At 67.4% G+C, this 21081-nt stretch carries 17 protein-coding genes; 10 read left to right on the forward strand and 7 right to left on the reverse strand.

Annotated features, from left to right (window positions below; all coding sequences use genetic code 11):
• Nucleotides 1–25: 25 nt before the first annotated feature.
• The 5 genes from ACSQ19_RS10175 to ACSQ19_RS10195 form a co-directional block, all read right to left on the reverse strand.
• The gene (locus ACSQ19_RS10175) at nucleotides 26–1444 is read right to left on the reverse strand and encodes a dihydrolipoamide acetyltransferase family protein (RefSeq protein WP_435996740.1); all 1419 of its coding nucleotides are present in this window, start codon (nucleotides 1442–1444) and stop codon (nucleotides 26–28) included.
• Nucleotides 1441–1809, reverse strand: coding sequence for an SH3 domain-containing protein (locus tag ACSQ19_RS10180; protein WP_299340320.1), 369 nt, complete (start codon nucleotides 1807–1809; stop codon nucleotides 1441–1443). The genes ACSQ19_RS10175 and ACSQ19_RS10180 overlap by 4 nt, the downstream gene beginning before the upstream one ends.
• The gene (locus ACSQ19_RS10185) at nucleotides 1809–2852 is read right to left on the reverse strand and encodes an alpha-ketoacid dehydrogenase subunit beta (RefSeq protein ID WP_299342577.1); all 1044 of its coding nucleotides are present in this window, start codon (nucleotides 2850–2852) and stop codon (nucleotides 1809–1811) included. Before ACSQ19_RS10185 ends, ACSQ19_RS10180 begins: the two co-directional genes overlap by 1 nt.
• An 8-nt stretch (nucleotides 2853–2860) precedes the next feature.
• Nucleotides 2861–3946 (reverse strand): pyruvate dehydrogenase (acetyl-transferring) E1 component subunit alpha, encoded by a 1086-nt coding sequence (gene pdhA, locus ACSQ19_RS10190; protein WP_435996743.1) that lies wholly within the window; start codon nucleotides 3944–3946, stop codon nucleotides 2861–2863.
• Between the two features lie 274 nt (nucleotides 3947–4220).
• Nucleotides 4221–7460 (reverse strand): lamin tail domain-containing protein, encoded by a 3240-nt coding sequence (locus ACSQ19_RS10195; RefSeq protein ID WP_436000939.1) that lies wholly within the window; start codon nucleotides 7458–7460, stop codon nucleotides 4221–4223.
• A 217-nt stretch (nucleotides 7461–7677) separates the two neighbouring features.
• Between ACSQ19_RS10195 and ACSQ19_RS10200 the strand changes: the two genes are divergently transcribed.
• Both ACSQ19_RS10200 and ACSQ19_RS10205 read left to right on the forward strand, forming a co-directional pair.
• Nucleotides 7678–8538, forward strand: coding sequence for a tryptophan 2,3-dioxygenase (locus tag ACSQ19_RS10200; protein WP_435996745.1), 861 nt, complete (start codon nucleotides 7678–7680; stop codon nucleotides 8536–8538).
• A gap of 196 nt (nucleotides 8539–8734) precedes the next feature.
• A complete protein-coding gene (locus ACSQ19_RS10205; RefSeq protein ID WP_435996747.1) occupies nucleotides 8735–10231 on the forward strand; it encodes a peptide MFS transporter in 1497 nt (498 codons plus the stop codon).
• Nucleotides 10232–10416: 185 nt separating this feature from the next.
• Here ACSQ19_RS10205 and ACSQ19_RS10210 read toward each other — a convergent pair whose 3' ends face one another.
• Nucleotides 10417–10893: a MarR family winged helix-turn-helix transcriptional regulator gene (locus tag ACSQ19_RS10210; RefSeq protein WP_296279425.1), complete on the reverse strand. Its 477-nt coding sequence runs from the start codon at nucleotides 10891–10893 to the stop codon at nucleotides 10417–10419.
• A gap of 77 nt (nucleotides 10894–10970) precedes the next feature.
• On the opposite strand from ACSQ19_RS10210, the gene hppD reads away from it, so the two are divergent.
• The 3 genes from hppD (at nucleotide 10971) to hmgA (ending at nucleotide 13845) form a co-directional block, all read left to right on the forward strand.
• Nucleotides 10971–12068 carry a 4-hydroxyphenylpyruvate dioxygenase gene (hppD, locus tag ACSQ19_RS10215; RefSeq protein WP_296279426.1) on the forward strand — a complete coding sequence of 366 codons (1098 nt, stop codon included), beginning with the start codon at nucleotides 10971–10973 and terminating at the stop codon, nucleotides 12066–12068.
• Nucleotides 12069–12131: 63 nt separating this feature from the next.
• Nucleotides 12132–12530 (forward strand): endonuclease domain-containing protein, encoded by a 399-nt coding sequence (locus ACSQ19_RS10220; protein ID WP_435996749.1) that lies wholly within the window; start codon nucleotides 12132–12134, stop codon nucleotides 12528–12530.
• 10 nt (nucleotides 12531–12540) lie between these two features.
• The gene (gene hmgA / locus ACSQ19_RS10225) at nucleotides 12541–13845 is read left to right on the forward strand and encodes a homogentisate 1,2-dioxygenase (protein WP_435996751.1); all 1305 of its coding nucleotides are present in this window, start codon (nucleotides 12541–12543) and stop codon (nucleotides 13843–13845) included.
• A gap of 7 nt (nucleotides 13846–13852) precedes the next feature.
• Here the strand turns inward: hmgA and ACSQ19_RS10230 are convergent, their stop codons facing one another.
• Nucleotides 13853–14383: a hypothetical protein gene (locus ACSQ19_RS10230; protein ID WP_435996753.1), complete on the reverse strand. Its 531-nt coding sequence runs from the start codon at nucleotides 14381–14383 to the stop codon at nucleotides 13853–13855.
• Between the two features lie 125 nt (nucleotides 14384–14508).
• Here ACSQ19_RS10230 and ACSQ19_RS10235 point away from each other — a divergent pair, with 125 nt between their 5' ends.
• From ACSQ19_RS10235 to ACSQ19_RS10255, 5 genes are all read left to right on the forward strand, one after another.
• Nucleotides 14509–15129: a lectin gene (locus ACSQ19_RS10235; RefSeq protein ID WP_296279433.1), complete on the forward strand. Its 621-nt coding sequence runs from the start codon at nucleotides 14509–14511 to the stop codon at nucleotides 15127–15129.
• Nucleotides 15130–15219: 90 nt separating this feature from the next.
• Nucleotides 15220–16170, forward strand: coding sequence for a sodium:calcium antiporter (locus ACSQ19_RS10240; RefSeq protein ID WP_435996756.1), 951 nt, complete (start codon nucleotides 15220–15222; stop codon nucleotides 16168–16170).
• Between the two features lie 93 nt (nucleotides 16171–16263).
• Nucleotides 16264–19095, forward strand: coding sequence for a monovalent cation/H+ antiporter subunit A (locus tag ACSQ19_RS10245; RefSeq protein ID WP_435996758.1), 2832 nt, complete (start codon nucleotides 16264–16266; stop codon nucleotides 19093–19095).
• Entirely contained in the window at nucleotides 19095–19517 is a 423-nt protein-coding gene (locus ACSQ19_RS10250) for a Na+/H+ antiporter subunit C (RefSeq protein WP_296279438.1), read from the forward strand. The genes ACSQ19_RS10245 and ACSQ19_RS10250 overlap by 1 nt, the downstream gene beginning before the upstream one ends.
• Nucleotides 19514–21079: a monovalent cation/H+ antiporter subunit D gene (locus ACSQ19_RS10255; protein WP_435996760.1), complete on the forward strand. Its 1566-nt coding sequence runs from the start codon at nucleotides 19514–19516 to the stop codon at nucleotides 21077–21079. The genes ACSQ19_RS10250 and ACSQ19_RS10255 overlap by 4 nt, the downstream gene beginning before the upstream one ends.
• The last annotated feature ends 2 nt before the right edge of the window (nucleotides 21080–21081 follow it).

The raw sequence follows: 21081 nt of genomic DNA on the forward strand, positions 1-21081 counted from the left end.
TCGCTCATCCCTTGCGACGGCCGCTCTACTGGGGCAGGGCCAGATCGTCGATCAGCGCCTTCAGGAAACGCGCCGCTTCGCCACCCGTGCACGCGCGATGGTCGAACGTCACCGACAACGGGATCACCTTGTGCGATTCGAAGCCGCCCATCACCGGCGTAACCTGGTGGCGCGCGCGACCGGCGGCGACGATGGCCACGCACGGCGGCACCACCACAGGGGTCGCGTAGCGGCCGGCGAACATGCCGAAGTTGCTCAGCGAGATCGTGTAGCCGGTCAGCTCCGACGGCGGGATGCTGCGGTCTTCCACCTGCGCGCGCAGGCGGTTGATGCTCTCGCGCACGCCGCCGGCCTCCAGCAGGTCGGCGTTGCGCAGCGCGGGGACGAACAGGCCGTCATCGGTATCCACGGCGATGCCGATGTCGACATGCGGGTGCAGCGTGCGGGTGAGCTTCTCGCCATCGAACCAGGCGTTCATCGCCGGCACCGACTTGCAGGCACGGACGATGGCGCGGACCAGGCGGCCGGTCATGTCGTTGCCGGGTGTCCAGTCGTGCACGTCGGCGTCGTCGCTGAGCGTGGTCGGCACGACCTTGGCATGCGCATCGGCCATCACGCGCGCCATGTTCCGGCGCACGCCCTTGAGTTGTTCCGGCTGTCCGCTGACCGACACGCCCGGCGGCTGCGTGCGCATCGGCTTGCCGCTGGCGGACAGCGCAGTACGTTGATCTTCCCTTCTCCCTTCGGGAGAAGATGCCCGCAGGGCGGATGAGGGTTCGGTGCGAGTACTGGCGGTCGGATGCTGCGAACCCTCACCCCCAACCCCTCTCCCGACGGGAGAGGGGAGCAGGCGCGTCCCGTCGGCAGCCGCCTGCTTGACGTCCTGCATCGTCACCGCGCCATCGGCGCCAGTGGCGCGCACGCGCGCGAGGTCCACCCCGAGCTTCTTCGCCATCGCGCGCACGGCGGGCATGGCCTTGACGCCGCCCACGGCGATCGCCTGCTCGGTATGGATCGCGTTGGACGATTGCATGGCACCGACCACGGTGCCGGCGTCGGTCTCCGCGGGAGCGACGTCAGTCGCGACGACGGGGGATCCGGTTGCAGGGGTCGCGACTGACGTCGCTTCCGCAGAAGCGGACTTCGGCGGACCGTGGTGATGGCCGGTGTCCTGGCCCTCCGCACGCTGCGGCAGGCTGGCATCGGGCTCGAACACGGCCAGCATGCTGCCGGTGATGACGACATCGCCCGCGGCGCCGGCGAGCTTCATCACCTTGCCGGACACCGGGGAGGGCACTTCGACCACGGCCTTCGCGGTCTCCATCGACACCAGCGGTTCGTCCAGCCGGATCACGTCGCCTTCCTTGACGAACCATTCGACGATGGTCGCGTCCGGGAGGCCTTCGCCCAGGTCGGGAAGATGGAAGGTCTTGCTCTCGCTCATTCGGAAGTCTCTTCGGAAGTCGTGTCGTTGATCAGGTACAGGTCGCGCGCCGGCAGCCAGCCTTCGCGTCCATCCGCATGCGTGCACCACCACCAGTCGCCGAGGTCATGATGCAGTTCGACGATGTCGCCGGCCCGCACGTCCAGTTCCTGCGCGGAATAGTCGCGCAGGGCGACGGCAAGGCCGTCGTCCTGTGGTTGCAGCCAGTCCACCGGCGCCCAGCCGGCATTGCCATCGGCCGTGGTGGTCCAGGCGAAGGCCGGCCATTCGGTGTCGCGTGCGCCGAGTGCGACCACGTCGCCGCGCGCGAACCGGATCGGGTTCGCGTACTGCCTTCGGTAGTCGCGGACGGCGCGGGCGCGCATCAGCCGTTCGCCATCGCCCGCTTCGCCGCCGCGACGATCTTGTCGACGCTCGGCAGGTACTTCATTTCCAAGCGGAACAGCGGGATGTGGGTGTCGTAGCCGGTGACGCGTTCGACCGGGGCCAGCAGGTCGTACATCGAGTGTTCGGCCAGACGCGCGGCGATCTCGGCGCCGAAGCCCGCGGTGCGCGGCGCTTCGTGCACGATCACGCAGCGGCCGGTCTTGGCCACCGATTCGGCGATGGTGTCGAAATCGAGCGGACGCAGCGTGGCCACGTCGATGACTTCGGCGCTGATGCCTTCGCCGGCCAGCTTGTCGGCGGCTTCCAGCGCTTCCTTCACCTGCGCGCCCCAGGTCACCAGGGTCACGTCGGTACCGTCGCGCAGTACGTAGCACACGTCCAGCGGCAGCGCTTCGCCGTCGTCGGCGACCACTTCCTTGTACTGGCGGTAGATGCGCTTGGGCTCCATGTAGATGACCGGGTCCGGGTCACGGATCGCGGCCAGCAGCAGGCCGTAGGCGCGCTGCGGCGAGGACGGCATCACCACGCGCAGGCCGGGCACGTTGGTGAAGATGGCTTCGTTGGCCTCGCTGTGGTGCTCCGGCGCGCGGATGCCGCCGCCCCACGGCACGCGCAGCACCATCGGGCAGTGCAGGCGGCCGCGCGTGCGGGTGCGCAGGCGGGCGGCGTGGCAGATGATGTGGTCGACCATCGGATAGACGAAGCCGTCGAACTGCGCTTCGGCCACGGGCTTCATGCCTTGCGCCGCCAGGCCGACGGTCAGGCCGGCGATGGTGGTTTCGTCCAGCGGCGTGTCGAGCACGCGCTCCGGGCCGAACTTCTGCTGCAGGCCGGCGGTGGCGCGGAACACGCCGCCGTTCACGCCCACGTCCTCGCCCAACACCAGCACGGATTCGTCGTGCGCGATCTCCCACGCCAGCGCCTGGGTGATGGCTTCGATCAGGGTGATCGCGGTCGGGGTCGCCGCGGCGTCCTGCTTCGCGACTGACGTCGCTCCCACAGTCTTGTTCTCGGGCTTCATCACGGTGCTCATGGGCGGTTCTCCGCGGCGATCGCGGCGGCGCGTTGCTGCAGCAGTTCCGGTGGGGGATCGGCGTACAGGTAGTCGAACATCGTCTCGACCGGCTGCACTGGCGTGTTGAGGTAGCTGTTGACCTCTTCGTCCACGCGCACGCCGCACTCTTCCTTCCATGCGGCCTCGTCGGCTTCGCTCCACGCGCCCTGCGCGGTCAGCCAGGTGCGCAGGCGCGTCATGGGTTCGCGTTCCCAGCCGGCTTTCACTTCGGCGTCATCGCGGTAGCGTCGCGCGTCGTCGGCGGTGGTGTGGTCGGACAGGCGGTAGGTGACGAATTCGATCACCGTGCCGCCCTGGCCCTTGCGGGCGCGCTCGCTGGCACGGCGCATGCCCTCGAGCACGGCGATCAGGTCGTTGCCGTCCACCTGCAGGCAGTGCAGGCCGCCGGCCAGGCCCTTCTGCGCCAGCGTCTGCGCGCCGGTCTGCGCACTGCGCGGCACCGAGATCGCCCAGCCGTTGTTGATCACGCCGAGCACCAGCGGCAGCTCATAGGCGCCGGCGGAATTCAGCGCGGCATAGAAGTCGGTCTTCGACGAACCGCCATCGCCGCAGGTCGCCACCGCGATCTGGGGTTGCTTGCGCAGCTTGAACGACAGCGCCGCGCCGGCGGCGTGCAGGCACTGGGTGGAGATCGGCACGCAGAACGGGAAGTCGATGCGCGCATCGCTGTCGCGGTCGTAGTCGCTGCCGCGCTCGTCGCCGCCCCAGTACATCAGTACGTCGCGCGGCTTCACCCCGCGCATGAACATGGCGCCGTACTCGCGGTAACTGGGGGCGTAGACGTCGCCGGTGCGCATCGAGGCGCCGATGCCCACATGGGTGGCCTCGTGGCCGAGGCAGCTGGCGTAGGTGCCCAGCTTGCCGGTGCGCTGCAAGGCGATCGCCTTGGTATCGAACGTGCGCACGAACAGCATCTGCTTGAACAGGTCGCGCAGGCGGGCGATGTCGCGCCCGGCTTCGGGCAGATCATTGCGCACCAAGGAGCCGTCGGGGCCCAGGTACTGGAGGTATTCGATCTCGAAGCTTGCGGCGGTGGTCATCTGGACGGTGTTCTCGTCAGCCGGCGGAATTGGTTTCAGATGTAATTTTAGGAGCGATGGGGCTGGCGGCTGTCGTGCAATGCAGCAAGACGGGGGTGCATGGCAGGTGGCTGCGCGGAGAAACCGGTGCGGAAACAGGCGCTTGCCCGGGTGTCGTTCGGTGTCAGCCTGCCTGCAGCCGGCGTGGGCCGGACGTGATCCGCGTCGCGGGCTGCGCAAACGACAAGGGGCGCGGTCGCCCGCGCCCCTGTCGACCCCACGATGGCGGGAAAGTTCAGCGGATGCGCTGGACCAGCCGGTCGTGGTTGTTGGCGGGGTTGGGGTCCGTCGTCGTGCTGCTGACGGTGGCGTCGAACTCCAGTTCCGTACCGCGCTTCGGCTTGCCCGGCACCACCAGGGCGAAGGCCAGCGTCTGCACGCCGCGCGGCATGGTGCCACGACGGGTGCAGTCGGCGGCGGCGCCGTCGGTGGTGTCCTGCACGCGCGTGCAGCTCCAGCCGCTGGGGGCGGCGACGGCGGCGTAGCGGGCATCGACGTTGCTGGTCAGCCGCACGGTGACCTGCTCGGCCGCATCGGGGCCGGCGTTGCGCACCGGCACCAGCAGCGTGGCGATGGTGCCGCGACGCAGCGGCAGGGCGGCGCCGAGCAGCTGCACCGACAGGTCCGCGCGGGTCTGCGGCAACGCGGCCACGGCCACCGACACGGCGGCGGTGTTGTCGCCGTTGGCCGGGTCGAGCACGGTCGAATTGGCCGACACGCCCAGGCCGAGCGTGGCACCTGCTGCGCTGGCCGGGACGACGGCGTCGAGGGCGAAGGTCGCTTCGTCACCGACCGCCAGCGCCGGCACGGTGCAGGCCACGCGGGTGGTGCCCGCGGAGACTTCCGGTGCCGCGCAGCTCCAGCCGGCCGGCAGCGTGGCCAACGACGGCGACAGTTCGGCCGAGAACACGAAGGCGAAGGCCGCCGGCGATGCCGCGCCGGGACCGGCGTTGCGCACCGTGGCGGTGTAGCGGACGGTCTCGCCCACGTTGGCGGTGGTGCGGTCTGCGCTGACGGTGGCCGACAGGTCGGCGCGGGCGAAGGACGGCACGCGGATGCTCAGGCGCACCGGGTCGTGGTCGGACGAACGGAGGGCCAGCGTGGCATCGCCGAAGTTGTCCACGCCGAAGTCCGCGTTGATGCGCGCATGGTCCACGCGCAGGCCGGCGTCCATCACCAGGGCTTCGTTGACCAGCACGTGGTCCAGCGTCTGCGCGTTGCCCTCGAACGAGTACGAGTAGCGCTGCGCAGGATCGGCGATCAGCTGGGAGCCGTCCACGAGCGGCACGCTCAACGGGCTGGGCATGTGCGTCAGCACCTGGTCTTCCGTCGCGGCTTCGCCCTTGATGATGCCCATCACGTCGACATAGCCGTCGTTGAACTCGAACGCGTTGAAGTCGCCGACCAGCACGATCTTCTCGTCCGGGTTCGCCTGCTGCATCTCCTGCACCAGCTGGGCCAGGTAGACCGCCTGGGCGCCGCGCTTCACCCGCACGCGCTCGCCGCCGGTGGCCCAGCCGCTGCTGCCGGGCAGGGTGTCGTTGATGTCGTTGAGCGAGCGCAGGTGGTTGACGACGACCGTCAGCGGGTAGCTCGACGTGCCGTCCTGGTGCACGCGGGCGCGCAGGCGCAGCGGCGGACGGTCGTTGAGCAGGCTGGTGGTGCCGTTCGGGTTGGCGATGGTGGTTTCCTTGCCGAACTGCGCGACGTCCAGCACTTCCACGCGGGCGATGCCGTCCGCGGTCAGGCGCGAACTGACCAGGAAGCCGACGTTGATGCCGCCCACGTCGTTGCCAGGCTGCAGGTACGGCACGTAGCCCGGGCGCGTGGCGCAGGTCGCGTCGATGCGCTCGGACAGCAGCTGCAGAACACGCAGGTTCTCCACTTCCACCGCGCCCAGGATGTCCGGGGTCTTCAGGTAGTCGCAGATCGCCAGCGCCGCCTTGGCCAGGCGCTTGTCCAACGCTTCCGGCGTCAGCGTCACCGCGCCGTTGCTGTCGTTGACCTCGTCGAACAGTCGCAGCAGGTTGAAGCTGCCGACGGTGACTTCATCGTAGGCGGCATCGTCGACGGCTTCCGGCGACATGCCGCCGGTGACCGTCGGCGGCGTGGCCACGTCGGGCAGCAGCGCCCACGTGCCGGCGAAGTAGTCGAGCACGCCGAGCAGGCCGGCGACGTCGGCACCGGTGTCGGCCGACAGCGGCGATGCGCCGACCTGGCCGCGGCTGCGCACCATCAGGCGTTCCTGGTTGGTGTCGAAGCGCGGCGGGCTCTTGCCGGCCGGCAGGGTGATGGCATCCATCACGGCGATGCCGGGCTCACGGAACGGACGCGCCACGCCGGGCAGCGCCACGTGGAAAACGCCGTCGCTGAAGGACAGCGCATCGTTCTCGTCGATGCTGCCGCCGGAGGGGGCGATCACGACCGACTGCGCCACGCTGACGCGCATGCCTTCCAGGCGTTCCAGCGTGCCGGGCAGGGCGTCAGGACCCAGCTCGGCGGCGGTCAGCTCGATCGCGGCAGGCAGGGCGACGCCGGTTTCCAGCACTTCGAGCGTCGGGGTGACGATCTCGGTGATGGCCAGCTGGTGCGGATTGGACGACGGGGTGAATTCCTCGACCGTACCGGTGACGCGCACGCGGTTGCCGACGGCGGCGGTGGCGGGCGGCGCGCTGCTGGTGAACACGAACACGGCTTCGGACGTGGTCGGGTCGCCGTCGTCGTTGGCGGCCTGCAGGAAGAAGCCGTTGTTGAACTTGATCGCCGTGACGATGCCTTCGGTCACCACGCGCTTGCCGTTGTGCGGCGACAGCAGGCCGTTGCCCTGGATCTGCGCGATGGTCAGCGCCAGCGGCGGCTCGGGCGGTTCCGGCGGCTCGGCGCCGCTGTTGCGCGGATTCGGCGCACCGACCGCGAAGTCGGCGCCGTTGTTGTTGGTGTCGATGCTGCCGTCGCCGCCACGCAGCGCAGCGGTGGTGTTGCTGAGCGTGCCGGTCGGCGCGCTGCCTTCGAAGCAGTTGGCCGCACTGCCGAAGCCGACGAAGTCGACCACGTTCGCATCGGCCGTCGGGCAGGCGCCCGTCAGCGCCGTGGTGCTGCGGCTCAGCGCGACCTTGCCGGCGGTGCCGCTCATCGCAATGGTGCCCACCGCGTCAGGCGCGGGCAGGTCCACCGTGCCGCCGGCGCCCTGCGCCTGCTGGACCAGGTAGAAGCCGCCGGCCGGGATGGTGCCCGTCAGGTTGGTGCGCCCGCTCCAGGTGGTGCCTGCGGAGGAGGTGTACTGCACGCTCCAGCCCGTCAGGTCGACCGCAGTGGGGCCGTTGTTGCGCAGCTCGATGAAGTCGTTCTTCAGCGTGGCACCGCTGTTGCCGCCGCCGCCGTAGACCTGGCTGATGACCACCTGTGCCTGTACCGACGAAGCGGCGAACAGCAAGGCGAAAGACGCGAGCACGGCCGCGACGCGGCCCCGTGGCATTTCCATGTAACGGGTTCTCCCTCAGTGGATTGGACGCCGACCCCCGCGGGAGCGATGCCGCCCCCGGCCGACGCAATGTAGCCCAAGCCTGTGGTACGCGCATTGCATGGGCGTGACACGGGCGCCGGTTTCCCGTCGCATCGCCCGGGCCGTCGACCGGCATCGGTTACGCTGGCGTCCCCGCCGCCGCTTGGGTGGTGCACCGGTTGAACGACGGATGGCCGTAGAGAAGAACGAACGCCCGCTGGAAGCAGGCATCCACACCGACCTGTCCGGCCGGATGAGCTACGGCGGCTACCTGCAGCTGGACCGCCTGTTGTCTGCGCAGCACCCGGTGTCGGACCCGCCGCACCACGACGAGATGCTGTTCATCGTCCAGCACCAGGTCTCGGAACTGTGGATGAAGCTGATGATCCACGAGTTGCAGGCGGCGATCGGCTTCCTCCAGCGCGACCAGGTCTGGCAGGCCCGCAAGGTGATGGCTCGCGCCAAGCAGGTGCTGCGCCAGCTGACCGAGCAGTGGTCGGTGCTGGAAACGCTGACCCCGTCCGAGTACATGGGCTTCCGCGACCTGCTGGGCCCGTCGTCGGGTTTCCAGTCGCTGCAGTACCGCACCATCGAATTCCTGCTCGGCAACAAGAATGCGGCGATGCTTAAGGTGTTCGCCCATGACCCGGAGGGCCATGCCGGGCTGGAGGCCGTGCTCGACGCCCCCAGCCTCTACGACGAATTCCTGATGTACCTCGCCCGCTGGGGCCACGGGATCCCCCCGCAGCACCTGCAGCGCGACTGGCGCCAGTCGCACGCCGCCGACGCCGCGCTGTTGCCGGTGTTCGAAGCGATCTATGAGGACACCGACCGCTACTGGCGCGAGTACTCGCTGTGCGAGGACCTGGTGGATCTGGAAAGCCAGTTCCAGTTGTGGCGCTTCCGCCACATGCGCACGGTGATGCGCATCATCGGTTTCAAGCGCGGTACCGGCGGGTCCAGCGGCGTGGGCTTCCTGCGCCAGGCGCTAGAGCTGACCTTCTTCCCGGAACTGTTCGACGTGCGCACGTCGATCGGCCCCAATCGCTGATGGGCGAGCGGGGTCGGCCGGATCGAAATCCCTTGGAAATCAGTAGGTTGACTCGCTGAACAGGCAAGGCGACTGCTACACCACCGGCGTTTCAGCGATTTGACGAGGGCCCGCCGGGTCGGTGATCCTCGCCCGTCCCCTGCGCTCGTTGCAGGGGAAACCGAAATCCTGAACTACTTTTCTAGGGGGAGCCCGCATGAGCGGAGCCGTCGATACGCAACCGGGGCACGTTCCCGACTACGCCCAGGTCATGGGCCATCCGCGTCCGTTGTGGATGCTCTTCATGACCGAGTTCTGGGAACGCTTCGCGTTCTATGGCATCCGTTGGGCACTGGTGCTCTACATCGTGGCCCAGTTCCACGGGGGGAGTGGCACGGGTGAGGCACCCGCCAACCAGATTTACGGTGCATATCTGGCGCTGGTCTACGCCGCGGCGATCTTCGGCGGTTACGTAGCGGATCGCGTGATCGGCTATCAACGCTCGATCCTGGTGGGCGCGGTGATCATGGCGGCAGGTTTGTTCATGATCGCGGTGCCCAACGAGAACATTTTCCAATTGGGTCTGGCCACGATCATCGCGGGCAACGGCCTTTTCAAGCCGAACATCTCGACGATGGTCGGCAAGCTCTACACCACCGGGGACGAGCGCCGCGATTCGGGTTTTACCCTGTTCTACATGGGTATCAACCTGGGCGCCATGGTCTCGCCGCTGCTCACCGGCTGGCTGGCCGAGAAGGTATTCGGCGCTGAGGGTATGCCGGCCTACAAGGTGGTGTTCATCACCTCGGGTATCGGCATGCTGGTGAGCCTGGTGTGGTTCTGGTTTGGTCGCGGCCAGTTGAAAGGGGTAGGTACGCCACCTGCCGGTGGCGAGGGCAAGGGCAGGGTGCTGTTGACGGCGATCGGTGCGGTGCTTGCGATCCCGGTCATCTACTTCCTGCTGCGCCTTGGCGCCAGCACGCTCCAATGGGTGCTGACCGCGATGTTCATCGGTCTGGGCATCCTGTTGCTGGTTGAGGGTATCCGCAACGGACCCAAGCAGCGCGACATGGTGATTGCGATGCTGATCATCTTCGCGTTCAACGTGCTGTTCTGGTGCTTCTTCGAACAGGCGGGCAGCTCTTTCAGCTTCCTGGCGGACAAGATCGTCAACCGCGATTTCGGCGGCTGGATCTTCCCGGTGGGCTGGTTCCAGTCGGTGAACTCGGTGGCCATCATCACGCTTGCGCCGATCATGGCCTGGCTGTGGGTGAAAATGGGGCGCGCGAATCCGTCGATTCCCCGCAAGTTCGGCCTGGGCCTGATCTTCAATGGCCTGGCATTCCTGCTGCTGATGTTCGCGCTGTCCACGTTGGTGGACGGCTTCGGCAAGATTCCCTTCTGGACGCTGTTCGCGGTGTACTGGATCCAGTCCATCGGTGAGCTGTGCCTGTCGCCGATCGGCCTGTCGATGGTGACCAAGCTGGCGCCGTTGCGCCTGGTCGGCTTCGGCATGGGTGGCTGGTTCCTGTCCACCGGCATCGGCAACAATCTTTCCGGCATCTTCGCCAGTCACGTCAGCGGCGAGAGTGGCATGAACGTGGAGTCCGCGTTGAGCGGCTACACGTTCGGCTTCTGGGCGCTGGTGATTCCGGGCGCGCTGCTGTTCCTGATCGCGCCGCTGATCCAGAAGCTGATGCACGGCGTGAAGTGACGCATCGGCGCGCACCCCGCGGGTGCGCCTTTGCCGATGTGTCATCCCTGCGCAAGCGGGGATCCATTGAAAACGGCGGCCATGGGCCGCCGTTTTTTTGTTCGTAGAGCGGAGCTTGCTCCGCTGCTGTCGGGTTCGCACGCATCGCGCAGCCAAGCAAGCTCGGCTCTACGGAAGCGGGCCGCTCAGCCCTCGATGCGCTTCACGCCTTCGCCGGCCAGCTTGTCGATCAACTGGTCGAGCATCGCGCGTTCCTCGTCGCTCAGCGGCTCCAGCATGCGCTGGTGGTACTCGATCACCATCGGTGCGACTTCGTCGTAGACCCGGAAACCCTCGTCGGTCAGCGCCAGCACCGAGCGGCGCCGGTCGTCGCCGTGGATCTCGCGCTGGATCAGGGCCCGTTCCAGCAGGCGGGCGACCGCCCGGCTGACGGCGACCTTGTCCATGGCGGTGCGGCTGGCGACCTCGCCGGCGGACAGGCCCGGGAAGCGGCCCAGGACGGCCATGACCCGCCATTCGGTGATGGCCAGGCCGAAACGGCGGTGGTATTCGCGGGAAATCGCGCTGCTGATCCGGTTGGACAGCACGCTCAACCGATAAGAGAACAGGCGGTCGAGGTCGAAATCGGCGTGGACGGGCGGGCTGTCGGGCGGCTGGCTCATTGTTGCGCTGCTACTTGTGGGTGGTTTCAGCTGAAACTATATTGGCGTGCATCCACGCAAGCCTAGCGAGACGCCCCATGAACGCACAACCCAACCTGGGCATGCAGCCCACGACGTTCGACAACCCGATGGGCATCGACGGCTTCGAATTCGTCGAGTTCGCCGCGCCCGCCGGGCAGGCTCACCACCTGCACGATTACTTCCGCAAGCTGGGCTTCGTGCAGGTCGCGCGCCACAGGACGCGCGCCATCAGCACCTATCGCCAGGGCGACTGCACCTTCCTGATCAACGAGGACCCCGATTCCTTCGCTGCCCGCTTCGCTGCCGAACACGGCCCCAGCGCGTGCGGCTTTGCGATCCGCGTGAAGAAACTGGCCGAATGGGCGCGCGTGCAGGCGCTCAAGAACGGCGCCGAGTCGTTCGACGCGGCGGACGAGCTGACCAAGGCCGTGGCCGCGCCGGTCATCAAGGGCATCGGCGACTGCATGCTCTACATCGTCGACCGCTATGACGACCAGGGCACCATCCACGACCCCGACTACGAATACCTGCCCGGCGTGGACCTGATGCCGAAGGGCTTCGGGCTGACTTTCATCGATCACCTGACCCACAACCTCTACCACGGCAACATGGCCAAGTGGGCGGACTACTACGAGCGGCTGTTCAACTTCCGCGAGATCCGCTACTTCGACATCAAGGGCGCAAAGACCGGCCTGCTGTCCAAGGCGATGACCGCGCCGGACGGCATGGTGCGCATCCCGCTCAACGAGTCCAGCGACCCGAAGAGCCAGATCAACGAGTACCTCGACGCCTACAAGGGCGAGGGTATCCAGCACATCGCCTGCTTCACCGACGACATCTACACCACGGTGGAGAAGATGCGCGAAGCGGGCGTCGAGTTCCTCGACACGCCGGATACCTATTTCGACGTGATCGACCAGCGCATCCCGAACCATGGGGAAGACGTGGCACGCCTGGCGCGCAACAAGATCCTGATCGATGCCGACGTCGAGACCAAGCAACGCAAGCTGCTGCAGATCTTCACCCAGAACGCGCTGGGCCCGATCTTCTTCGAGATCATCCAGCGCAAGGGCAACGAAGGCTTCGGCGAAGGCAACTTCCAGGCACTGTTCGAGAGCATCGAGCGCGACCAGATGAAGCGCGGGGTGCTGTAGTCTTCTGCCTCAAGCCCCTCTCCCGACGGGAGAGGGGTTGGGGTGAGGGGCAGGAGGACAAGGATGACGAACCACCGCAGACCTCCGATGGCCACTCGTGCTTTGGAACGGGTGAGGGAACTGCGGGCACGATCGACAGATGCGGAACGCAAACTTTGGTCGATCCTCAGAGGCGGTGGCATCGAGGGTTTGAAGTTCCGTAGCCAGCATTCCATCCCGCCCTACACGGTCGATTTCTGTTGTGTATCGGTCAAGTTGGTGATTGAAGTGGATGGATCGCAGCACACGGAAACATCCGATCACTTACGAACGCAGTTCCTGGAATCAAAGGGTTTCACCGTCCTGCGGTTCTGGGACAACGAAGTACTGATGCAGATCGAAGCGGTGGCTGAGGCGATCTGCAGGACCGTCTCACCATCGCCCCTCACCCCAACCCCTCTCCCGTCGGGAGAGGGGCTTTAAAGGCATCGAGATGAAAACGCCCCCCGATCGCGGATACATGACCGGCTTCGGCAACCACTTCGCCACCGAGGCGATTCCCGGCACGCTGCCCGAAGGCCGCAACTCGCCGCAGCGCGTGGCGCACGGTCTCTATGCGGAGCAGCTCAGCGGCACCGCGTTCACCGCGCCGCGCGCCGAGAACCGCCGCAGCTGGCTGTACCGCATCCGCCCGGCGGCGATGCACGGCACCTTCGCGCCCTACGCGCAGCATCGCCTGCACAGCGATTTCAGTGCCGGTCCGGTGTCGCCGGACCAGATGCGCTGGTCGCCATTGCCGATGCCGGAAACTCCCACCGATTTCGTCGATGGCCTCTACACCATGGCCGGCAACGGCACGCCGGAAGCCCAGCACGGCGTGGGCATCCACCTGTACGCCGCCAACCGTTCGATGCAGGGGCGCTACTTCTACGATGCCGATGGCGAACTGCTGATCGTCCCGCAGCAGGGCAGCCTGCGCATCGCCACCGAGTTCGGCGTGATCGATGTCGAGCCGCAGCAGATCGCGGTGATTCCGCGCGGCGTGCGCTTCCTGGTCGAACTGCCTGACGGTGAGGCGCGCGGGTATGTCTGCGAGAACTTCGGCGCGCAGCTCCGCCTGCCGGACCTGGGGCCGATCGGCTCGAACGGGCTGGCGAATCCGCGCGACTTCGAAACGCCGGTCGCCGCCTACGAGGACGTCGAGGGCGAATTCGAACTGATCGCCAAGTTCCAGGGCCACCTGTGGCGCGCGGACATCGGCCATTCGCCGCTCGACGTGGTGGGCTGGCACGGCAACTACGCGCCCTACCGCTATGACCTGCGCCGCTTCAACACCATCGGCTCGATCAGCTACGACCATCCGGATCCATCGATCTTCCTGGTGCTCACCTCGCCGAGCGATACCCCTGGCGTGGGCAACATGGACTTCGTGATCTTCCCGCCGCGCTGGCTGGTGGCGCAGGACACGTTCCGTCCGCCGTGGTTCCATCGCAACATCGCCAGCGAGTTCATGGGCCTGATCCATGGCGTCTACGATGCGAAGGCCGAGGGTTTCGCGCCGGGCGGCGCTTCGCTGCACAACTGCATGACCGGTCACGGGCCGGATGCTGCGACGTTCGAGAAAGCGTCGGGCGCCGATCTGTCCAAGCCCGATGTCATCACCGGAACAATGGCTTTCATGTTCGAGACGCGTGCGGTGATCCGGCCAACGCGGCAGGCGGTGGACGCCGCACACCGCCAGCGCGACTACCAGGTGTGCTGGGCCGGCCTGCGCAAGCACTTCGCGCCGAAGGACTGAGCCGCGTTCACCGCAAGGCGTTTTCTTCCTGCGGGACCAGGCTCTCGTGCATGCGGGGCAGGGCCTCCGTGGGCAGTGCCTCGAAAAGGCGCTGCCGGATGCGTCCGGCGAGCGTGGCGGCCACGCGTCCCTCCAGGAAGCGGAAGGCATCGGCGAGCGCGTCGAGCATCGCCGCATCGTCCAGCCGCGCCTGCAAGCGGTCACGGTGGCGGCGCGCGCCGTCGTCGCGTTGCAGTTCCAGCATGCCCGACAGGTAGACCTTGGCCGCCACCAGCGAACGCCGTGGTCCTGGAGTAGTGGCGGAAGCGACGACGGCGGCGGCAGGCGCGGTGACCTGCATGCGCGACCCGTCGACGAGATATCCGGCCTGTACCAGGCGCTGCACCAGCAGCGGTGCATCCTGTCCCAGCAACTGCACCAGCTCGGCGAGGTCGCGTCGACCGTCGCAGAGGATCAGCGTGCGTCGCTCGCGCATGCCCAGTGCACCCGTGTGGGCCTGCAGGATGTCACGGGCCAGATCGGTTTTCGACGGTCGCATGGCGAAAGGAGCGGAAGGTCGCGCGCAGGCTATTCGCCGGCCATGAAGTGCGCATGACAACTGCACGTTCGCAGCGAATTAACGCGTGAACGCTACGATTCAGGTTTGTGCAATGGAGAGAGCCGATGAAGTCGATGCTGCCGATCGTGATGGTCGTCACCTTGTTGTCCGCGTGCCAGCGCGAAGAAGCCGGTACGCCGCCAGCCGAGCCGACGACCACGGCGACCAGCACACCGATGGCGGAAGCCCCGGCACCGACGCCCGCCGTGGACGACACCGCCGCGCCCGCCGGTCCGGTGACCCAGGCCAGTTTCCTCGGCTACGGCGACATGAAGCTGGGCAGCACGGTCGATGAGGCACGCGCGGCATGGGGCGGTGAACTCAATGGCGCGCCGATGGAGGGCACCACCTGCCACTACCTGTGGCCGAAGTGGATCACCCGCCCCGCCGACTTCGCTTTCATGATGGAAGAAGGCAAGTTCGTTCGCTACGACGTCGGCACCGACAAGGAAACCGCGCCGGGTGGCGGCAAGGTCGGGATGGGCATCGATGAATTGCAGAAGCTCTATGGCGGCGCGTTGAAGGCCTCGCCTCACAAGTACACGCAGGGTGGCCAGTACCTGGCGATGGACGCGGGCGACGTGGCACCGACCCGCCTGGTGTTCGAGGCCGACGCATCCGGCAAGGTCACCGCCTGGCGCGTGGGCCTGTCGCCGCAGGTCGACTACGTGGAAGGCTGTTCCTGAGCCATTCCGCCGCGCGGCGGTGCCCATGCTGGCTCCACCGTCGCGCGCAGGCATAGAATCGCCGCACACCACACGGGAAGGGGTCGTGCGATGACGGAAGCCTGGGGATATTTCGCGCTGGGACTGGTGCTGCTGGCGCTGGGCGGCGACTCGATCGTCAAGGGTGCATCCGGGCTGGCGCAGCGGATCGGCGCGTCCCCCTTCGTGGCAGGCCTGTTGCTGATCGCGTTCGGCACGTCGTTGCCGGAACTGGCGGTCAATGCGCGCGCGGCCTGGGTCGGGGCGCAGGAACTCGCTCTCGGCAATGCGGTAGGCAGCAACATCGTCAACCTGGGCCTGACGCTGGGCGTGGCGGCGCTCGCCGCGCCGGTGCTCGTGCGGTTGCGCGTGCTGTCCCCGTTGCTGGTATTTCTGGCGCTGGCCTCGCTGGGGCTGATCGTGTTCGGCCTGGATGGCGTGGTCAGTCGCGTCGAAGGCGGCATGCTGTTGCTGGGTTTCGTCGCGGCGCTGGCGTTCCTGCTGGCGCGCGCGCCACGCGAAGCGCAGGCGGTGCGGACCGACGTCGAGGCGTTCGCCAGCACGCGCACCGTGCTCTGGTTGAACCTGCTGCGATTCGCGGTGGCGGCGGCCCTGCTGTACTTCGGCGCACGCTACGTGGTTCAGGCAGCGCCGGTGATCGGGGAGGGATGGGGGTTGTCGCCGCTGCTCACCGGCCTGCTGCCGGTCGCCATCGGCACGGCGCTGCCGGAGATCGCGGCCGCAGCCATGGCGGCGCGGCGTGGACAGGGCGACATGGTCGCCGGCCACGTCATCGGCTCCAGCCTGTTCAATCTGCTGGTGGTGGTAGGCGGCATGGCGGCATTCCGTCCGCTGGCGCTGCCGGAGTCCTTCGTGCGGCTGGAACTGCCGGCGGCCATCGCGTTCGTGCTGGTGCTGTATCCCATGCTGCGCGGCGACCTGCGTATCAGCCGCGTGGAAGGCGGCATCCTGCTCGCCGCCTTCGTCGGCTGGCTGATCCTGGAGATCGCATTGCTCGCCTGACCTGAACCGCGGGGTCAGGCTAATGTGAACGGGTTTGTTAAACTCGGGGCGATTGCTCGCGAATGACGCATTCCCTGCAACGCAAGGCGGTAGATGATTCCTTTCCTTGAAATCCTGCTGGCGCTGCCATTCGTGCTCGCGCTGGTGGTGGCGCTGGCGCGCGGCCTGCCGCGCGGCGCCACCGCATGGCTGGCCGGGCTCGCACCGCTGCTGGGCCTGGTGCTGCTGGCGTGGATGACGCCGAGCGTGCTGCAAGGGTGGAACCTGCGCGCCGATCATGCGTGGATCCCGCAGATCGGTCTCGCGTTCACGCTGCGCCTGGACGGGTTGGCGTGGATGTTCGCCGGGTTGGTGCTGGCGATCGGTGCGCTGGTGGTGATGTACGCGCGCTACTACCTCTGCGAGAAGGACAGCGCGCCGCGCTTCTTCGCCAGCCTGCTGCTCTTCATGGGGTCGATGCTCGGCGTGGTATTGGCCGGCAACCTGCTGTTGCTGGTGGTGTTCTGGGAACTGACCAGCATCAGTTCGTTCCTGCTGATCGGCTTCTGGTCGCATCGCCAGGATGCGCGTGAAGGTGCGCGCATGGCGCTGGCGATCACGGGCGCGGGCGGACTGGCGTTGCTGGGCGGCGTGTTGCTGATCGGCCGCATCGTCGGGAGCTACGACCTGGATATCGTGCTGGCGTCGGGCGACCTGATCCGTGCGAGCACGCTGTATCCGTGGGCCCTGCTGCTGGTGCTGGCGGGCGTGTTCACCAAGAGCGCGCAGTTCCCGCTGCATTTCTGGCTGCCGCATGCGATGGCGGCGCCCACGCCGGTATCGGCCTACCTGCATTCGGCGACGATGGTGAAGGCCGGCGTGTTCCTGCTTGCGCGCCTGCATCCTGCGCTTGCGGGCACCGACCTGTTCTTCTACGTGGTGACCAGCGTCGGCGCACTGACGCTGCTGGTTGGCGCCTGGTACGCCATCTTCCAGCACGACCTCAAGGGGTTGCTGGCGTATTCGACGATCTCCCACCTCGGCCTGATCACGCTGCTGTTCGGCATCTCCACGCCGATGGCCGTGGTGGCCGGCGTGTTCCACATCCTCAACCACGCCACGTTCAAGGCGTCGCTGTTCATGGCGGCGGGCATCATCGACCACGAGACGGGCACCCGCGACATGCGCAGGCTGGGGAACCTGCGGCGCTACCTGCCGTGGACCAGTGCGCTGGCGATCATCGCGTCGCTTGCGATGGCAGGCATTCCGCTGCTCAACGGGTTCCTGTCGAAGGAAATGTTCTTCGCCGAGGCGATCGATATCCCCGGGCACCGTGCGATGCGGAATGCGATCGCCGTCGCCGCGCTGCTGTACGGCATTTTCGGCGTGGCCTACAGCCTGCGCTTCGTCTACGAAACGTTCTTCGGCCAGGGACCGCGCGCCCTGGATGTCACGCCGCACGAGCCGCCGCGCTGGATGAAGATCCCGGTGGAGGTGCTCGTGGTGCTTTGCGTGGCGGTGGGCATGTTTCCCGCCTGGACGGTGGCGCCGGTGTTGCATGCCGGTGCCGGAGCGATCCTCGGCGAGGCCATGCCCGCCTACAGCCTGGCGGTCTGGCACGGCATCAACACGCCGCTGTTGATGAGCCTGGCGGGCATCGCGGGTGGCATTGCGCTGTACTTCGGGCTGCGCCGTCTGTTCGACCTGCATGCCATCGCATGGCAGTCGTTCGGACGTGTCGTGTTCCGCTGGAACATGGAGGCGCTCTATGCGCTGGCGGGCCGTTTCACCGCCAGGCTCGCCAATGGCAGCCTGCAGCGCAGCCTGCTGCTCCTGGTGCTGGCGGCGATCGCGGCGGGCGCGGCGCCCTTCGTCGCAAGTGACGCCGTGCCGCTGTCATGGCGCGCGCCGCAGCCGATGCCGCTGCTCGGCTGGCTGCTGTGGCTGGTGCTAGTGACCTGCGCCGTGTGGACGATCCGCCTGTACCGGCAACGGCTGCTCGCCGTCGTGGTGCTCGGCGGCGCGGGACTGGTGGTCAGCCTGACGTTCGTGTTCCTGTCGGCGCCGGATCTGGCCCTGACGCAGTTGATGGTGGAAATGGTCAGCCTGGTCCTGCTGCTGCTGGGCCTGCACTATCTGCCGCCGCGCTCGCCGCCCGAGCGCACGCCGCGCCGCCGCGTGCGCGACATCGTGGTGGCGCTCGCGGCGGGCATCGGCACGGGCGTACTGTCCTATCTGGTAATGACACGGCCGGGCGACACGATCAGCGGCGAACTGCTGGCGCGTTCGCTGCCCGAGGCCTATGGCAGCAACGTGGTCAACGTGATCCTGGTGGATTTCCGCGGCTTCGATACGTTCGGCGAGATCACCGTGTTCGGCATCGCCGCGCTGATCGTGCACGCGCTGCTGCGCCGTGCGCGGATGGCGCCGGAGAAGATCATGTCCGGCTCGCCGATCCCGCTGCCGGTACCGGCGGACCTGGCGCAGATCATGTTCCCGCTCACGCTGACCGTCTCCGTATTCCTGTTCCTGCGCGGCCACAACGCACCGGGTGGCGGTTTCATCGCCGGCCTCGTACTGGCGGTACCTCTGTTGGTGCAGTACGTGATCCAAGGCGCGGCCTCGGTGGAATCCCGCTTCGGCTTCGATTACGTACGCTGCATCGGCGTGGGCCTGATCGTCGCCGGCCTGAGCGGCGTGGCGTCGATGGGCTTTGGCGTGCCGTTCCTGACCAGCGGGCATCTGGATCTCGAGCTGCCGATCATCGGGAAGGTGCCCCTTGCCAGCGCGATCGGCTTCGACACCGGCGTCTACCTGGTGGTGTTCGGTGGCGCAATGCTGATCCTGTCGATGATGGGCACCATCAAGCCCTCGCGCACGCGCGTCTCGCACCTGGGCGTGATGGAGCCGGGCGAACGCTCCACCCGTACCGGAGAACTGCGCTGATGGAACTGGCCATGGCGAGCGCGATCGGCATCCTTACCGCAGCCGGGGTGTACCTGCTGCTGCGTGCGCGCAGTTTCGACGTCATCCTGGGGCTTACGCTGCTCTCGTATGCGACCAACCTGCTGATCTTCAGCGGCGGTCGGCTGGTGCCCGGCAAGCCGGCGGTGCTGCGCGACGGCGTGGCGCCGACCCTGGCGAACTACACCGATCCGCTGCCGCAGGCATTGGTGCTGACGGCCATCGTGATCGCTTTCGCGATGACGGCGGTGACCGTGGTGCTGGCCATCCGCAGCCGTGGCGACAACGACAGCGACCATGTCGACGGCAGCAGGGCCGAGCGTGCGTTCCTCGCCGCCGAGCAGCGCCGGCACGATGAAGCCCGCGATGCCGCCAAGGCCGATGAGGCGGAGCCACGCGCATGAGCCATCTGCCGGTGCTGCCGATCCTGATCCCGCTGTTCGCTGCGTCGATCGCGCTGTTCTTCGAACACCGCCGGTTCGGCATGGTCCCGCAGCGCATCGTCGCGTGGGCCTCGATCTTCGCCATGCTGGCCGTGGCCTGCGTGCTGGTCGCGTCCGCGGGGTCCGGCGAGGTCTCGGTCTACCTGCTCGGCGACTGGCCGGCGCGATTGGGCATCGTGCTGATAGTGGACCGGCTGTCCGCCCTGATGCTGCTGGTGGGCCTGCTGCTGGGTGCGGCCTGCCTGCTGCACGCATGCGCCGGCTGGGACAGGCGCGCACCGCACTTCCACGCGTTCTTCCAGTTCCAGCTGATGGGCTTGAACGGCGCGTTCCTGACCGGCGACATCTTCAATCTGTTCGTGTTCTTCGAAGTACTGCTGATCTCGTCGTACGGGTTGATGCTCAGCGGTGGTCGTGGCGAGCGGATGCGCGCGGGCCTGCATTACGTGACGTTCAACATCGCGGCGTCGACACTGTTCCTGATTGCGCTGGGACTTCTGTACGGACTGCTCGGCTCGTTGAACATGGCCGAGCTGTCGGTGCGGGTGGCGAAACTGCCGCCGGGCGACATCGCGCTGGTGCAGGCGGCGGCAGGCCTGCTGTTCGTGGTGTTCTGCGCGAAAGCGGCGTTGCTGCCGATGTATTTCTGGCTTCCCGAAACCTATACCCACGCGCCGGCAGCGGTCGCCGGCCTGTTCGCCATCATGACCAAGGTCGGCCTGTACGCGGTGTTGCGGTTGGGCACGCTGACCTTCGGCGCAGCGGGACCGCTGGACGGGTTCGCCTGGCCCGCACTGTTGGCGCTGGGCGCGGCGACGCTGGTGCTGGCGTCGCTGGGCGTCCTGGCGGCGAACCGGCTTCGCGCGCTGGCCGCATATCTTGTGCTGGGCTCGGCGGCGACGCTGTTCGTTGCATTCGCACTGCATACCGCCGGCACGATCGGTGCGGGGCTGTATTACCTGGTACACAGCAGTTTCGCGGGTGCCGCACTGTTCCTGCTGGCGGACCTGATCCGTCGCCGGCGTGGCCGTGCCAGCGACCGCAAGGACGTGATCGCGGCGCTGCCCGACAAGACCGTGCCGGGCCTGCTGTTCCTGGTCGCTGCGGTTTCGCTGGCGGGCCTTCCGCCGCTGTCGGGCTTCATCGGCAAGCTGCTGCTGCTGGAAGCGGTGCCCTCCGGTCCGCGTACGTTCTGGATCTGGGCGCTGGTGCTGGGCACCAGTTTCCTGATGCTGGTCGGATTGGCGCGCGCGGGCACGCGGTTGTTCTGGCGCGTGGAGCCGTGGCCGGACGCGAGTGCGGAACGGCAGGAAGCATTCATGCCTGCCGACCAGGTGGCGGTGGCACCCTCGCGTCCGCTCGAGACGGCGGCCGTTGTGCTGTTGCTCGCCTATGGCATCGCCCTGGTGCTCGCTGCGTCGCCGATCCTGGACTACACGCGGGCCACTGCGGCGCAGCTGCAGGCGCCCGAAGACTACGTCGATCACATGCGCGCCGCCGCGCCCATCCTGAGGGAACCCTGAGC

Origin of the sequence: Pseudoxanthomonas sp. LjRoot127 (genome assembly GCF_964253495.1) — a bacterium.
Taxonomy (GTDB): Bacteria; Pseudomonadota; Gammaproteobacteria; order Xanthomonadales; family Xanthomonadaceae; genus Pseudoxanthomonas_A.